At 60.7% G+C, this 15,042-nt stretch carries 15 protein-coding genes; 8 read left to right on the top strand and 7 right to left on the bottom strand.

What is annotated here, in order from left to right; all coding sequences use genetic code 11:
* Positions 1-2: 2 nt before the first annotated feature.
* From leuD to leuA, 4 genes are read right to left on the bottom strand one after another with little or no spacing between them, the layout of a single operon-like run.
* Positions 3-602: a 3-isopropylmalate dehydratase small subunit gene (leuD, locus tag I6L37_RS00730; RefSeq protein ID WP_026455910.1), complete on the bottom strand. Its 600-nt coding sequence runs from the start codon at positions 600-602 to the stop codon at positions 3-5.
* Positions 603-618: 16 nt separating this feature from the next.
* Positions 619-2,016, bottom strand: coding sequence for a 3-isopropylmalate dehydratase large subunit (leuC, locus tag I6L37_RS00725; protein ID WP_216993038.1), 1,398 nt, complete (start codon positions 2,014-2,016; stop codon positions 619-621).
* Positions 2,017-2,048: 32 nt separating this feature from the next.
* Complete coding sequence (leuB, locus tag I6L37_RS00720) at positions 2,049-3,134, bottom strand: 3-isopropylmalate dehydrogenase (RefSeq protein ID WP_216993037.1); 1,086 nt, start codon at positions 3,132-3,134, stop codon at positions 2,049-2,051.
* On the bottom strand, positions 3,131-4,693 hold the full coding sequence (leuA, locus tag I6L37_RS00715) for a 2-isopropylmalate synthase (protein WP_216993036.1): 1,563 nt from the start codon (positions 4,691-4,693) through the stop codon (positions 3,131-3,133). The genes leuB and leuA overlap by 4 nt, the downstream gene beginning before the upstream one ends.
* Before the next feature lie 408 nt (positions 4,694-5,101).
* On the opposite strand from leuA, the gene I6L37_RS00710 reads away from it, so the two are divergent.
* The 8 genes from I6L37_RS00710 to I6L37_RS00675 all read left to right on the top strand — a co-directional run bounded on the left by I6L37_RS00710 (position 5,102) and on the right by I6L37_RS00675 (position 12,157).
* Entirely contained in the window at positions 5,102-5,725 is a 624-nt protein-coding gene (locus I6L37_RS00710; RefSeq protein ID WP_026455914.1) for a TetR/AcrR family transcriptional regulator, read from the top strand.
* Between the two features lie 135 nt (positions 5,726-5,860).
* Complete coding sequence (locus tag I6L37_RS00705; RefSeq protein WP_216993035.1) at positions 5,861-6,358, top strand: phosphatase PAP2 family protein; 498 nt, start codon at positions 5,861-5,863, stop codon at positions 6,356-6,358.
* A complete protein-coding gene (locus I6L37_RS00700; protein WP_216993034.1) occupies positions 6,355-7,464 on the top strand; it encodes an MJ1255/VC2487 family glycosyltransferase in 1,110 nt (369 codons plus the stop codon). The genes I6L37_RS00705 and I6L37_RS00700 overlap by 4 nt, the downstream gene beginning before the upstream one ends.
* A gap of 41 nt (positions 7,465-7,505) precedes the next feature.
* On the top strand, positions 7,506-7,658 hold the full coding sequence (locus I6L37_RS00695) for a hypothetical protein (RefSeq protein ID WP_156130703.1): 153 nt from the start codon (positions 7,506-7,508) through the stop codon (positions 7,656-7,658).
* Between the two features lie 391 nt (positions 7,659-8,049).
* The gene (locus tag I6L37_RS00690; RefSeq protein ID WP_042028738.1) at positions 8,050-9,768 is read left to right on the top strand and encodes an acetolactate synthase 3 large subunit; all 1,719 of its coding nucleotides are present in this window, start codon (positions 8,050-8,052) and stop codon (positions 9,766-9,768) included.
* A 91-nt stretch (positions 9,769-9,859) separates the two neighbouring features.
* Entirely contained in the window at positions 9,860-10,354 is a 495-nt protein-coding gene (gene ilvN, locus I6L37_RS00685) for an acetolactate synthase small subunit (protein WP_026458423.1), read from the top strand.
* Positions 10,355-10,452: 98 nt separating this feature from the next.
* Positions 10,453-11,079 carry a LysE family translocator gene (locus I6L37_RS00680; RefSeq protein ID WP_216993033.1) on the top strand — a complete coding sequence of 209 codons (627 nt, stop codon included), beginning with the start codon at positions 10,453-10,455 and terminating at the stop codon, positions 11,077-11,079.
* A gap of 43 nt (positions 11,080-11,122) precedes the next feature.
* Entirely contained in the window at positions 11,123-12,157 is a 1,035-nt protein-coding gene (locus I6L37_RS00675) for a LysR substrate-binding domain-containing protein (RefSeq protein ID WP_254203531.1), read from the top strand.
* A 198-nt stretch (positions 12,158-12,355) separates the two neighbouring features.
* Here I6L37_RS00675 and I6L37_RS00670 read toward each other — a convergent pair whose 3' ends face one another.
* The 3 genes from I6L37_RS00670 to I6L37_RS00660 are packed head-to-tail and all read right to left on the bottom strand — an operon-like array spanning position 12,356 to position 14,801.
* Complete coding sequence (locus tag I6L37_RS00670; protein ID WP_216993032.1) at positions 12,356-13,537, bottom strand: M20 family metallopeptidase; 1,182 nt, start codon at positions 13,535-13,537, stop codon at positions 12,356-12,358.
* Positions 13,537-13,986: a hypothetical protein gene (locus I6L37_RS00665; protein ID WP_042028750.1), complete on the bottom strand. Its 450-nt coding sequence runs from the start codon at positions 13,984-13,986 to the stop codon at positions 13,537-13,539. The genes I6L37_RS00670 and I6L37_RS00665 overlap by 1 nt, the downstream gene beginning before the upstream one ends.
* Positions 13,983-14,801 (bottom strand): DUF3100 domain-containing protein, encoded by an 819-nt coding sequence (locus I6L37_RS00660; RefSeq protein ID WP_026457658.1) that lies wholly within the window; start codon positions 14,799-14,801, stop codon positions 13,983-13,985. The genes I6L37_RS00665 and I6L37_RS00660 overlap by 4 nt, the downstream gene beginning before the upstream one ends.
* Positions 14,802-15,042: the final 241 nt, after the last annotated feature.

Here is a 15,042-nt window from a genome sequence, read left to right as displayed (position 1 = left end):
CGTCAAATCCAGCACGGCTGCTTCGCTTCGAAGGCGCTGATGGACGCCTCGTGTTGCAAGGTGAGACCGATGGCATCCAGCCCGTTGAGCAGGCAGTAACGGCGGAATTCGTCGATCTCGAAACTGAAGGTGAGTTCACCGGCCCGCACCTGATTGGCCTCCAGATCCACTTCGATCTCGATGCCCGGCTGGGCGGCGACCAGCTGGAACAGGGCGTCGACCTCCTCCTCCTTCAGGCGCACCGGCACCATGCCGTTGTTGATGGCGTTGCCGTAGAAGATGTCGGCAAAGCTTGAGGCGATCATGGTCTTGAAGCCGTAATCCGCCAGCGCCCAAGGTGCGTGTTCGCGACTCGAGCCGCAGCCGAAGTTCTCGCGAGCCAAGAGGATGCTGGCGCCGGCGAATTGTGGCCGGTTCAGCACGAACTCGGGGTTGGGCTGCTTGCCGGCATCGTCCAGAAAGCGCCAGTCGTGGAACAGGTGCTTGCCAAAACCAGTGCGGTTTACCTTCTGCAGAAACTGCTTCGGAATGATGGCGTCGGTGTCGACGTTGGCGCTGTCGAGGGGGACGACGATCCCTTTATGCTGTTTGAACCCTGTCATCTTGTTCTCCTCGTAATTACAGCGCGCGAATGTCGGCGAAACGGCCGGTAACGGCGGCGGCGGCGGCCATGGCCGGGCTCACCAGGTGGGTACGGCCGGCACGGCCCTGGCGCCCCTCAAAGTTGCGGTTGCTGGTGGATGCGCAGCGCTCGCCCGGTTGCAGGCGGTCGTTGTTCATCGCCAGACACATGGAGCAGCCCGGCAGGCGCCACTCAAAGCCGGCCTCGATGAAGATCTTGTCCAGCCCCTCGGCCTCGGCTTGTGCTTTCACCTGCTCGGAGCCTGGCACCACCAGCGCCTGTACCCCGGCAGCGACCTTGCGACCACGGGCGATGGCGGCGGCGGCGCGCAGATCCTCGATGCGGCTATTGGTACAGGAACCGATAAACACCTTGTCGATGGCGACCTCGGTGAGCTTCTGGCCGGCATTGAGCCCCATGTACTCCAGCGCCTTGCGGGCGGATTGCTGCTCGATGAGATCGGCAAAGCTCTCGGGGGCGGGGATGGGGGCATTGACGTCGATCACCTGGCCCGGGTTGGTACCCCAGGTCACCTGCGGTGCGATATCGGCGGCTTCCAGCACCACTTCGGCGTCGAACTTGGCGCCTTCGTCGCTCTTGAGGCTCTGCCAGTAGGCGATGGCCTGTTCCAGTGCCTCACCTTTGGGTGCAAACTCCTTGCCACGGATATAGTCGATGGTGGTTTGATCGGGGGCAATCATGCCCGCCTTGGCACCCAGCTCGATGGCCATGTTGCACACTGTCATCCGCCCTTCCATGGTGAGCCCTTCGATGGCCTCACCGGCGAACTCCACCACGTAGCCGGTACCGCCGGCGTGGCCGACCTTGCCAATGATGGCGAGCACCACGTCCTTGGCGCTGATCCCCTCGGCCAGCTTGCCGCGTACGCTGATGCGCATGGTCTTGGCGCGACCCTGTTTCAGGGTCTGGGTGGCCATCACGTGCTCGACCTCGGAGGTGCCGATGCCAAATGCCAGCGATCCGAAGGCGCCGTGGGTGGCGGTGTGGGAGTCGCCGCAGACGATGGTGGTGCCGGGCAGGGTGATGCCGAGCTCGGGGCCCATCACATGGACGATACCCTGGTACTTGTGGTTCAGGTCATAGAGACGAACCCCGAACTCCTTGCAGTTGGCGGCCAGGGTCTCCATCTGGATGCGAGCCATCTCGCCGGAGGCAGCGATGTCCTTGGTGGTGGTGGAGACGTTGTGATCCATGGTGGCCCAGGTCAGATCCGGGCGGCGCAGCTGGCGGTTCATGGCGCGCAGGCCGTCGAAGGCCTGCGGGCTGGTCACTTCATGCACCAGGTGGCGGTCGATGTAGATGAGGGGCGTTTCGCCTTCCACTTCCCGCACCACGTGGGCGTCGAATACTTTCTGATAGAGGGTCTTGGCCATTGCTCAGTTTCCTTGTTATCGATTCCGTGGCGTCAGATGCGGGCGGCGATCTGGTCACCCATGGCGGCAGTGCTCTGTACCGGGTGGCGGGCGCTTGCCTGGTGCAGATCGGCGGAGAAGTAGCCTTCGGCCAGGGTCTGGGCCACGGCCTGCTCGATGGCTTGGGCGGCAGCTTCCTGGCCCAGGCTATAGCGCAGCATCAGGGCGGCTGAAAGGATCTGGGCTATGGGGTTGGCGATGCCCTTGCCAGCGATGTCCGGCGCCGAGCCACCGGCCGGTTCGAACAGGCCGAAACCGGATTCGTTCAGGCTGGCGGAGGGGAGCAGCCCCATGGAGCCGGTGATCATGGCGCACTCGTCGGAGAGGATGTCGCCAAACAGGTTGGAGCAGAGCAGCACGTCGAACTGGGACGGATCCTTGATGAGCTGCATGGTGGCGTTGTCGATGTACATGTGGTTGAGGGCCACGTCCGGATAGGACTTGGCGACTTCGGTCACCACTTCGCGCCACAGGATGGAGGAGGCGAGTACGTTGGCCTTGTCGATGGAGGTGACTTTACCGCGACGAACACGGGCCGATTCAAACGCAATCTTGGCGATGCGCTCGATCTCGAAGCGATGGTACACCTCGGTGTCGAATGCCTTCTCGGTGGGGCCTTCCCCTTCACGCCCCTTGGGCTGACCGAAGTAGATGCCACCGGTCAGCTCGCGCACGCAGGCGATGTCAAAACCGCGATCAGAGATGTCGGCCCGCAGCGGCGAGAACTGCTCCAGACCGGTGTAGATGCGAGCCGGACGCAGGTTGCAGAACAGCTTGAAGTGGGCGCGCAGGGGCAGCAGGGCACCGCGCTCCGGCTGATCGTTGGGGGGCAGGTGCTCCCACTTGGGGCCACCGACCGAGCCGAACAGCACGGCGTCGGCGGCTTCGCAGCCTTTGATCGTGCTCTGGGGCAGCGGAGTGCCGTGGTTGTCGATGGCGATGCCGCCGACGTCATGGCGATCGTACTCGAGATTGAAGCCGAACTTGGCCTGCACTTTTTCCAGCACCTTGACGGCCTCGGCCATCACTTCCGGGCCAATGCCGTCACCCGGCAATACTGCGATCCGATAACTGCTCATACTGTCTCCGTCTTGATATTGTTATTGCGTTCCATCTGCTCGGCGACCTGATCGGCGCGCCAGATGCTGTTGATCACATGCAGCAGGGCATGGGCTGATGATTCGATGATGTCGGTGGCCAGCCCCATGCCATGGAATTTGCGTCCCTTGTACTCGGCGACGATATCGACTTGGCCGAGGGCATCTTCCCCTTCCCCCTTGCTCTTGAGGGCGTATTTGTCGATGCGGATCTCGTAACCCGTGATGCGGTTGATGCACTGGTAGACCGCATCCACCGGACCATTGCCGGTGGCCGCCTCGCAGACCAGATCCTGCCCTACCTTGAGCTTGACCGAGGCAGTGGCGAGCACCGAGCTGCCGCTTTGCACCCCGAGGTATTCCAGCTTGAAGTGCTCCGGCTCTTCGTGGATCTGGCTGAAGAAGGCGAGCGCCTCCAGGTCATAGTCGAACACCTGCCCCTTCTTGTCGGCCAGGGTGAGGAACTTGGCATAGAGATCGTCGAGGCTGTAGCTGCTCTCGGCGTAACCCATGGACTCCATCCGGTGCTTGATAACGTGACGGCCGGAGCGGGAGGTCATGTTGAGGTTGTTCTGGGTCAGGCCAATGCTCTCGGGAGTGATGATTTCATAGGTGTTTTTCGCCTTGAGCACGCCATCCTGATGGATGCCGGAGCTATGGGAGAAGGCGTTGGCACCGACGATGGCCTTGTTCGGCTGCACCGGCATGTTGCAGAGTTGGCTGACCAGGGTGCTGGTGCGATGAATTTCGCTGTGGCGGATATTGGTGTGCACCCCGAGCAGGTCGGCGCGGGTTTTGAGGATCATCGCCACCTCTTCCAGCGAGCAGTTGCCGGCCCGCTCGCCGATGCCGTTGATGGTGCACTCGATCTGGCGGGCCCCCATCTGCACGGCACCGATGGAGTTGGCCACCGAGAGCCCCAGATCGTCGTGGCAGTGCACCGAGATGATGGCCTGGTCGATGTTGGGCACCCGGTTGAACAGGGTCTGGATGATGCCGGAGAACTCGGTCGGGACCGTATAGCCCACGGTATCCGGAATGTTGATGGTGCGGGCTCCGGCCTTGATGGCGGCTTCTACCATGCGGCAGAGGTTATCGATCGGGGTGCGGCCCGCATCCTCGCAGGAAAATTCCACGTCATCGGTGTAGCGGCGGGCGTGTTTGATGGCGCCGATCCCCATCTCCAGTACGTCCTCGAAGCTCTTCTTCAGCTTGCTTTCGACATGGATGGAGGAGGTGGATATAAAGGTGTGGATGCGAAACGCCTCGGCGACTTTGAGCGCCTCACCGGCGGCATCGATGTCTTTTTGCAGAGCCCGGGCGAGGGCACAGACCCGGCTCTGCTTGATGTGGCGGGCGATGGTCTGCACCGACTGGAAATCGCCGGGGGAGGAGACCGGGAATCCCACTTCCATGACATCGACACCGAGCCGCTCCAGGGCTTGGGCTATCTGCAGCTTCTCCTTGACCGTCAAACTGGCGGCCAGGGCCTGCTCACCATCACGCAAGGTGGTGTCGAATATGATGACCCGATCTGACATGTGACTTCCCTCTTCCTAAGTTCGGTGACGTGCATCCTGCGGCGGCATAAAAAAACCCGTGCAGGGTGCACGGGTTTTTGTAAATTCCGGCTATATCTGAGCCCGGCTACAAGGATCCCGCGCGAGTCAACGCGATTAGGGAGATTAGTAGTAGCGGGGTGGCAATATGCATGACGGTGTTATTCCTTCCTGTCGGTAACGCCTTTACCAATATCGAGATTTTTATGCTGTGTCAACACGGGCGGCCAGGGGCAATCTGCTGACGTATTTAATCGGATTGTAAAGGATTGCAAATTTCCTTGTCCCATATTCGGCCCATGACTGATTATTCGGTCATTCCTGCTGTACTCGATTCTTTGCACAACCAGATCGACTTATCAGCATTGGCTGAATTATCTGAGGTGTTAAATGGAAAAACGTAGACCTGGTCGTCCGGTCGGGCGTTCTGACATTCGTGACAAACTGCTGGCAGCCGCTCGCGAGCGCTTTCTCTCCACTCCCTACAGCAAGGTCACTACCCGCGAAATCGCCGAGCTGGCCGGCTCCAATCTGGCGATGATCCACTACTACTTCGGCAGCAAAGAGGGCCTCTACAAGGCGGTGCTGGGAGATGTGGCCGAGCCACTGGAACATGCCTGGCAGGATGAGCACAGTAACCACAGTCTCAACGAGTTGCTCAACACCTACTACCAGGTGATGGCGCCGAACAGCGAGTTGACCTCCGCCATCTCCAGCGCATTGTCGACCGAGAAAAGCCCGGGACGGGATTTTGTGCTGAGTCGTCTGCTGGAGCGCCAGCTGCCCCAGTTCGATGCGCTGCTGGAATCCATGAAGTCCAACGGTGAACTGGGTGACAACCTGGATCCCGAGATGCTGAAGGTCTCCTTCCTCAGCATGATGTGGCAGCCGTTCGTGATGAAGGATCTCTACGAGCAGGTGTTTGGCCTGAAGGTGGATGAGCACTTCATGGCCCGTCTGGCGGATCACAACTGCCGTCTGATGGAAAACGGTCTGCGTGGCAGCCTGAACTAAAGACGCCGAGGCACACCCCCTGGCAGTCATCAAAAGGGCACTTCGGCCCTTTTTTCATAAATCTGTTATCCCCCGTTCAACACCCTGTCATCCCCCTTTCCTACCCTGCCATGAAAGCTCAAGGAAGGAGGGGTTATGAACAAGCTCCAGCAATGGGATCTGCAGGTATGCCGGGTCTGCCTGCTGCATGCCTACAACCGGCCACAGGCAAGAGTCAGTCGGCTGATTTCCCGCACCGGTGATGGCCCGCTTTATGGCGTGCTGGGTGCCTTGCTCTGGTGGCAGGGGGAGCGGGAACTGGTAGGGCAGGTATTGCTCGCCTTTGCCCTCGAGCTGCCACTCTATCTGCTGCTGAAAAACAGCCTCAAGCGGCAGCGCCCGGTGGGGCTGCCGGTCTTCATTACTCCCTCCGATCGTTACAGCCTACCCTCTGGTCACACCGCCGCCGCTTTTCTGATGGCCACCCTGCTGGCCACGGCGTTTCCGCTCTGGGCACCTCTGCTGTTTAGCTGGGCCGCCCTGGTAGGGGCATCCCGATTGTTGCTCGGGGTGCATTATCTCAGCGATCTGGTGGCCGGCGCCCTGCTCGGCGGTGGCTGCGCCATGCTGGTACTGCTCTGGAGTCAGGGATGAGAATACTGTTCGGGGTGCAGGGCACCGGCAATGGCCATATCAGTCGCAGCAGAACCCTGGCCCGGGCTCTGCGCGGCGCCGGGGTGGAAGTGGATTATCTGTTCAGCGGCCGTCCCGCCGACGGTTACTTCGACATGGCGGAGTTTGGCGCCTATCGCGCGTTCTCCGGGCTCACCTTTGTCACTCATGAGGGCAAGGTGTCTCCCTGGCGCACCCTGCAGGCGGCATCGCCGCTCACCTTCTGGCGGGATCTGCGCGCCCTTGATTGCCGTGCATATGACCTGGTGGTGAGCGATTTTGAGCCGCTCACCGCCCATGCCGCCCGCCGTTATCACAAGCCGAGTCTCACCATCAGCCATCAGGCCAGTTTCAACTGGCCTATCCCCCGCTGGGGAGAAGATGGCCTGAGCCGCCAGCTGATGCGCCACTTTGCTCCCGTTTCCCGGCCGCTCGGATTGCACTGGTTTCACTTCGGACAACCCCTGTTGCCACCGGTGATCGACCCTCTGGTTGCGGCGCCAGACAACGGCAACATCCTGGTCTATCTCCCCTTCGAGCAGACCGAGGCGATTGCTGCTCTGTTGTCGCGTTTCAGCCAGCAACGCTTCGTCTGCTTTCATCCGGCGATCCGCAACGTCAGCCAATGGCGCAACCTGCGCTTCGAGCCCCCCTCCCGTGAGGGTTTCCTTGAGGTGCTGCGTGGCTGCCGCGGAGTCATCTCCAACGCCGGATTCGAGCTGGCGAGCGAGGCCTTGTCCCTTGGCAAGAAGCTGTTGGTCAAGCCGCTGCACGGCCAGTTCGAGCAGTTGACCAACGGCAAGACGCTGGAGATGATGGGGCTGGCGACCCTGATGGATTGCCTCGACGCCAACCAGGTTCGCCACTGGCTCGACAGCGCCGCCCCGGGAGTGATCAGTTACCCGGATGTGGCGGGCGAGGTGGCACGCTGGCTGGCGGCAGGGGCCGAAGAGAGCGTGCCCGCCCTGTCACGGCGGCTCTGGGCCCGTACCCTGTTTCCGGAAGAGGTCAGCGATCGCCTGAGCGAGCTGGAAGGGGGCGAGAGTTTGTCCGGTTGCTGGTTATCGCAAGTCAGTGTTGTCAACTAGACTGAAAGGCGAGCCGGCAAGATGCGAAGAGGAGGGAAGTAATGCGCTTTACCAATGAAAATGGCGAAACCATGGATCTGGCAGACAACCTGACATTGCACGAACTGCTGGACATGGGCGTCAGTATCTCTGTCAGCGAGGAGACAGATCCGGATCAACAAATCTGGCTGGCCGAGCCGGAACAGGATCACTGAGTCACCCGCAACGATAAAGCCCACCGATCAATCGGTGGGCTTTTTTATGGCCGTCACTGCTCTCATCGGGACGATCCGCTGGCTTTTCATCGACTTACTTCCCGTTTGTGTTACCGCCATGGTAGCAAACCATTGAATGTTAATAGCCGGTTGAAATCTATGACTGTTTCGGTCAGACAAAGCCGTGGACAAGCGTTCACGGGCAGGTTAAGTTGGTTTTTCACCCGATTCTCGGGTCAATGATGGAAAAATCCTTTTTTTCTGCTGTCGGCGGGGCTGAATTGGCCCGATCTGCATTCAGATAACAACAAGAAACGGATTGGGCTGTGCCGGGAAGCACGGTGCTGTCGACGGGATTCGCTAAACGGAGCAAAGCCTGGAGGGCTTTATCATGGAGATGTTATCAGGCGCCCAGATGGTGGTTAGAGCGCTGGAGGATCAGGGAGTCGAACACGTATTTGGCTACCCGGGTGGTTCGGTGCTCGACATCTACGACGCTCTCTTCGAAAACGGCAAGATGGAGCATGTTCTGGTGCGGCACGAGCAAGCCGCTGTGCACATGGCTGATGGTTACGCCCGTTCCACCGGCAAGGTGGGAACCGTACTGGTGACCTCTGGCCCTGGCGCGACCAACTGCATTACCGGTATTGCCACCGCCTACATGGATTCCATTCCGCTGGTGATCCTCTCCGGCCAGGTGCCGACCAGTATGATCGGCGAGGATGCGTTCCAGGAGACCGACATGATCGGCATCTCCCGCCCGGTGGTGAAGCACAGCTTCCTGTGCAAGAAGGCGAGCGACATTCCCGAGGCCATCAAGAAGGCCTACTACATTGCCGCCAGTGGCCGCCCGGGGCCCGTGGTGGTGGATCTGCCCAAAGACGTGCAGAACCCGAAAGAGAAATTCCCCTACCAGTATCCGGAGACGGTCTCCCTGCGCTCCTACAACCCGACCAAGTCAGGTCACAAGGGCCAGATCAAGCGCGCCGCCAAACTGCTGGTGGAGGCCCAGCGCCCCGTGATGTACGTGGGGGGCGGTGCCATCAACGCCAATGCGGATCATCTGGTGACCAAGCTGGCCGAGCTGTTGAACCTGCCGGTGACCACCACCCTGATGGGGCTGGGGGCCTTCCCGGGTACCCATCCGCAGTTCATCGGCATGCTGGGGATGCACGGCACCTTCGAAGCGAACAAGACCATGCACAACTCGGATCTCATCTTCGCCGTGGGTGCCCGCTTCGATGACCGCGTTACCAACAACGTGGCCAAGTTCTGTCCCAACGCCACCGTGGTGCATATCGATATCGATCCCACCTCCATCTCCAAGACGGTGCAGGCCCATGTACCCATCGTCGGCTCGGTGGAAACCGTGCTGGAGCAGATGCTGGAAGTGATCCGCGAGAACGGCTTTGACAACGACAAGCAGGTGATGGCGGACTGGTGGGAGCAGATCAACCAGTGGCGCTCCCGTCACTGCCTCGCCTACGAGACCTCGCCCACCCAGATCAAGCCGCAGCAGGTGATCGAGACCCTCTACAAGGTGACTCAGGGCCAGGCGTTCGTCGCCTCCGACGTGGGCCAGCACCAGATGTTTGCCGCCCTCTACTACCCGTTCGCCAAGCCGCGCCAGTGGATTAACTCCGGTGGTCTCGGCACCATGGGCTTTGGCATTCCGGCCGCCATGGGCGCCCAGTTTGCCAACCCGGATGCTGTTGTCTGCTGCGTTACCGGCGACGGCTCGGTGCAGATGAACATCCAGGAGCTCTCTACCTGCATGCAGTACGGGGTGCCCATCAAGATCATCTCCATCAACAACCGAGCGCTGGGCATGGTCAAGCAGTGGCAGAAGATGTTCTATGGCGGCCGTCACAGCCACTCCTACATGGAATCCCTGCCGGACTTCGTCAAACTGGCGGAAGCCTACGGCCATGTCGGTATCGCGGTGAGCGATCCGGCGGAGCTGGAGAGCGCCATGGAGAAGGCGTTTGCCATGAAGGATCGGCTGGTGTTCATGGACATCTCGGTCGACCCGGATGAGCACGTCTATCCGATGCAGATCAAGTTCGGTGCCATGGACGAGATGTGGCTGAGCAAGACGGAGAGAACCTGACGATGGAACATATTATTTCGGTCGTGCTCAAGGAGCTCAAGTTTGGTTCCATCAAGGACGAGATGTGGCTGAGCAAGGCGGGGGAAATATCATGAGACATATAATTTCCGTTCTGCTGGAGAACGAATCCGGCGCCCTGAGCCGGGTGGTAGGCCTCTTCTCCCAGCGCGGTTACAACATCGAGACCCTGACCGTGGCGCCCACCGAGGATCCCACCCTGTCGCGCATGACCATCGTCACCATGGGGGATGAGCGGGTGCTTGAGCAGATCCAGAAGCAATTGCACAAGCTGGTGGATGTGCTCAAGGTGTGCGATCTCAGCGAAGGGGAGCACATCGAGCGGGAGATCGCGCTGGTGAAGGCGCGCGCCGCCGGAGGTGGTCGCGACGAGCTCAAGCGCCTGGCGGATATCTTCCGTGGTCAGATCGTCGATGTGACCCCGGAGCAGTACACGGTGCAGCTGGTGGGCACCAGCGAGAAGCTGGATGCCTTCATCAAGACCGCCGCCCAGACCAACGAGATCATCGAAGTGGTGCGCTCCGGTGTCTGCGGCATCTCCCGTGCCGACAAGGCGCTGCGTCCCTGATGCAGGTGCAAGTCCGCGGGGCAAGAGAAAGACACCCATGATACAGGGGGCTCTGCGGAGCCCTCTGCTTTTGGCAATCAGGAAGTAGAGGAGGAGAGATGTTCGGGATCCACGATTTGGCGCTGTTTGTGGTATCGGGTCTGCTGCTCAACATGATGCCGGGGCCGGACTCCCTGCTCATCATGCTGCGCAGTGGTTCTCAGGGGTGGCGAGCCGGTTCGGCGGTGGCCCTGGGGATAGGAACCGGCACCATGATCCATGTGCTGGCGGCCGCCCTTGGTCTCTCGGCCCTGCTCAGCGCCTCGGCCGAGTTGTTCGCCGTGATCAAGTTGGTGGGGGCTCTCTATCTCATCTATCTGGGGATTTCGCTGTTTAGCCAGAAATCGGCCAGGGTCGACAGTTCCGGGGTGAGCCTGCCGGCGCTCTCCTATGGCCGCATTTACTGGCAGGGGGTGTTGACCAATGTGCTCAACCCCAAGGTGGCGCTCTTCTTTCTCGCCTTCGTGCCCCAGTTCATCGCGCCGGATTCCCCCGACAAGGCCCTTGCCTTTATCCTGCTTGGCTGCATCTTCAACCTGAACGGCATGATCTGGTGCCACTTTCTGGTCTTCAGCACCGCCTATGCCAGCAACAAGGTGAAGCTGCCGACCAGGATTGGCCGCTGGCTTAACCGGGGTATCGGCACCCTCTTTGTCGGGCTCGGGGTCAAGCTGGCGAGCGAATAGTCCGCCACTCCCTGACCTGGGGCAGGTTATCCCCGGTGACCCTGTGATATGGTCGTTGGGTATTTCCATTCGCGACCACGGCCTGCAGGCCGCCGACAATCGAGACCCACTAGCACAGATGAACATCGCCCGGCTCAAGAATTTTACCGAGATAGTGAAGAACAACTTCAACATCTCGGCGACGGCGGAGAAGCTCTACACCTCCCAACCTACCCTCAGCAAGCAGATGAAGATGCTGGAAGACGAGCTGGGGCTGGCCCTCTTCACCCGCAAGGGCAAGAACCTCATCGGTCTGACCCCTGCCGGTGAGCAGGTGATGGAGCTGGCCAAGGGAGTGGTGGCCCAGGTGGAGCAGATCAACCAGCTGTCCCTGGGCGAGCAGCTCGCTACCAGCGGGGTGCTGCGCATCGCCACCACCCACACCCAGGCTCGCTACAAGCTGCCCGAAGTGATTACCGAGTTTCACCGCCGCTATCCCGAGGTGGCGATCCATCTTCATCAGGGGGCGCCCGCCCAGCTGGCCCAGATGGTGCAAAGCGGTGACGTGGAGATGGCCATTGCCACCGAGTCCATGTACCTGTTCGACGAGCTGGCCGCGGTGCCCTGTCATCGCTGGGGGCGCAGCGTGGTGGTGCCCCATGGCCACCCGCTCCTTGAGTGCCAGCCCTTGTCCATGGCCGATCTGGCCCGTTACCCTCTGATCACCTATGTGTTCGGCTTCACCGGCCGTTCCAAGATGGACAAGGCCTTCGGTCGCCATGGCCTCTCCCCGAAAATCGTGCTGACAGCCACCGACACCGATGTCATCAAGCATTATGTGCGGCTCGGCATGGGGGTCGGGGTGATTGCCAGCGTTGCCTTTGACGAGGGGGACAGGGAGGATCTGGTCTGCCTCAACATCGATCATCTGATCGCCTCGAGTGCCACCCACGTCTGCCTGCGCAAACATGTGCACCTGCGCGATTACATGTATGACTTCATTCACCTCTACGCCCCCCATATCAGCCGGGAGACGGTACAGCGCCACCTGATGAACCAGCCGCCGGCCATCAATATGGCGGAGCTGCCCTGGCTGTAACGCCGTGTCCGCCATATGGATTTGAATCGCAGAGATAAAAAAAGAGAGGCGCTTGCCTCTCTTTTGTTTCAGGGGATGGAACTTTAAGGGCGACGGGTCGCCAGATTGATAAAGATCTGGGCCGCGATCAGCAGACAATCGTCATCCAGATAGTAGGGGCATTGACATAGTGCAGGTAGTTGCAGGCCCCTTTGTCCGTCAGGCGCGCCTGGTCGCCAGATTGATAAAGATCTGGGCTCCGATCAGCAGGCAATCGTCATCCAGGTAGTAGGGGTTCGCGTGCAGATAGTTGCAAATCCCCTTGGCCTGGCAGCCGCTGCCGAGGAAGAACATGGCGCCCTTGCGGCCACGGCAGGCGTTGACCATGTAGCTGAAATCCTCGCTGCCGGTCATCGGCTGACCCTGAGCGTTGATCCCTTCTGCTGGCAGTACGTCGGCGGCGGCCAGCAGCAGGCGCTCGCACGCCTCCTGGTGGTTCTCCACCGCCGGATAACCGGCATAGACCATGCTGGTCTTGAAGCCGCGCAGCTCGCTCTGGGCCACTATCTCCCTGAAGCTGTTTTTCAGGATCAGGTCGGTTTCGGCGTCCATGGCGCGGATGGTGCCGCGCGCCTGCACATGATCGGCGATGGCGTTGGGAATGGTGCCGCCGTTGATCATGCCGCAGCCGAACACCGCCGGGCTGAACGGACTGGTGCGCTTGGCGACGATATAGTCCATGTCCTCAATGATGCGCACCGCCTCGCGGATGGCGTCCAGCCCCTTGTGGGGAGTGGAGCCGTGGGCCGAGACCCCGTGCACTTCCAGGGTCCAGGCTGACCCCCAGGAGGACATGACGCCGCTGTTGAACTTGATGGAGCCGGTCTCCATGGCGCCGTCGTTGTGAAGGGCATAGACCTCGTCCACCCCCGCCATGCAGCCCAGCTCCACCATCTTCTCGGCGCCCGGCACCCGCATGTCTTCCTCCGCCATCTGGAAGATGACGCGCACATTGTGGGTCAGCCGCTCTTTGTGTTCCGCCAGAAATTTCGCCGTGGTCAGGGCGATCGCCATATGGGAGTCGTGACCGCAGTTGTGGGCCATCCCCTCGTGGGTTGACTTGAACGCCACCTCGCTCATGTCGTGCATCTCGAGGCCGTCCATGTCGGCCCGGAAGGCGATGGTGGGCAGGCTGGGGTCTATCACCAGATCCCCGTGAAAGCCGGTGAAGCCCGGGTAGTCGGTGAGGCGGTAGCCAAAGCCTTGCATCAGCTCGCGGCAGTAGGCCGAGGTCTTGAACTCGACGCCGGAAGCCTCGGGGATGGTGTGCAGGTGGTGGCGCACTTCCTGGCTGAAGTCGCGCAGGGCCAGCAGGGCCGGTTCAATGTGATAGTGGTTCATCAGATGATCCCTTGAATGGAGAAGCCAAGCTGGGCAACCAGCGACGCGCCGAAGAAGCAACTGGTGGAGACGATCATGAAGATCAGGATCACCTTCCACGACATCTTCTTCAGCTCCTCCAGCTGACCGCCCACCGAGAGGCCGGCGAAGGCCAGCAGCGGCACGCAGCAGGAGAGGAAGGAGATCTTGGCCACGGCATCGATAAAGAGGCCGCGCACCGGAGTGTCCGGCAGGCAGATGAGAATGCCGATGATGGTGGCATAGGCAAACGCCGGCAGGGAGGAGGGCAGATAGTGCTTGGCCACCAGAGAGGCAAACACCACCAGCGACATGGCCACGAAGCTGTCACCCATCTGCCAGATCGGCAGGCCAGTGGTCAGAGTCTGGGTAAACATGGCCAGCAGGATCGCCAGAAAGACGAACCGCATATCCATTACGATGCTTTTCATGCTTTCTCTCCTTTCGCAGTCAGGGCAAAGATCTTCTCGGCAAGGGGCAGTCCCAGGTAGGTGAGGGATAGGGCGCCCAGCGCCGACGAGAGCAGGTTTGAGGCGGCTGCGATGCTCAGCACCTGCTGGGCCAGCGCCTCGTCGAGGCCGTTGATCAGCGCCCCGGAGGCGGCGCTCAGCATGGAGCCTGAGCCCACCCCCGAGCCGGCGGCCAGCGCCAGCGGATGCAGGCCGGTGAGCGGCGCTATGCTGCCGAGCACGCTGAACCAGAGGGTGCCGATGACTGAGCCGCACAGGTAGATGGCGAGCACGCCTATGTACTCCTGGGAACCGGTGCCGAAGCGACCCTGGATGACTGCGACCGAGGGCTCACGGCTGATGGAGGAGCAGGCCCCGATGGCGCGGCGGCCGAAACCGAACTTCACCGCCAGCGGAATGGCGATGAGGATGGGCAGCAGGTTGCCAATCTCCTGTAAAAAGAGCGGTACGCCGACGCTCAGGATCAGTTTCAGGTTGGGGATGATCATCCCCGCATACTGGGTACCTAGGATCAGCAGGCTGAAGCCCACCATCTTGCCGCAGAACCCTTCTTCTTTTTCGGAGAAGAGCTTGCGCCAGCCGGGGATGCGCTCCTTGACCGGTTTGGCGGAGACAATCATGCCGATGATGACGGCAAAGAGCATGGGCAGGATGGGGATGATGGCGATGCCAATCTTTATCTCCTGTTTGCCTATCAGGTACTGGGCCACAAAGATCAGCATGGCGGTTGCCAATATGCTGACCGTGACCGTCTTGAGGGGGCTGGTTTGCTGCATAGTCTTCTTCTCTTGTTATCCCATGTGTGGCCATCCTCAGGGCGGGCCTGACGGATGATGGAGGCATGATAGGGTGCGGGTGAGGCGAGTAATGTGACCGCCATCAAGCTGGCCATATGGCATTTTTTCATGGGGTATGCCCTTTAACCCTTTGGATACCAAGGGTTAAATCCAGTGACACATCAGCGTGACAGATGCGGGCAAAAGCAGTGGGGGTGGGCCATTGGATGGATGGCCCACG

It is taken from the genome of Aeromonas sp. FDAARGOS 1407 (assembly GCF_019048725.1).
GTDB classification, from domain to species: Bacteria; Pseudomonadota; Gammaproteobacteria; order Enterobacterales; family Aeromonadaceae; genus Aeromonas; species Aeromonas enteropelogenes.
This window is presented reverse-complemented; position numbering and strand designations above follow the sequence as displayed.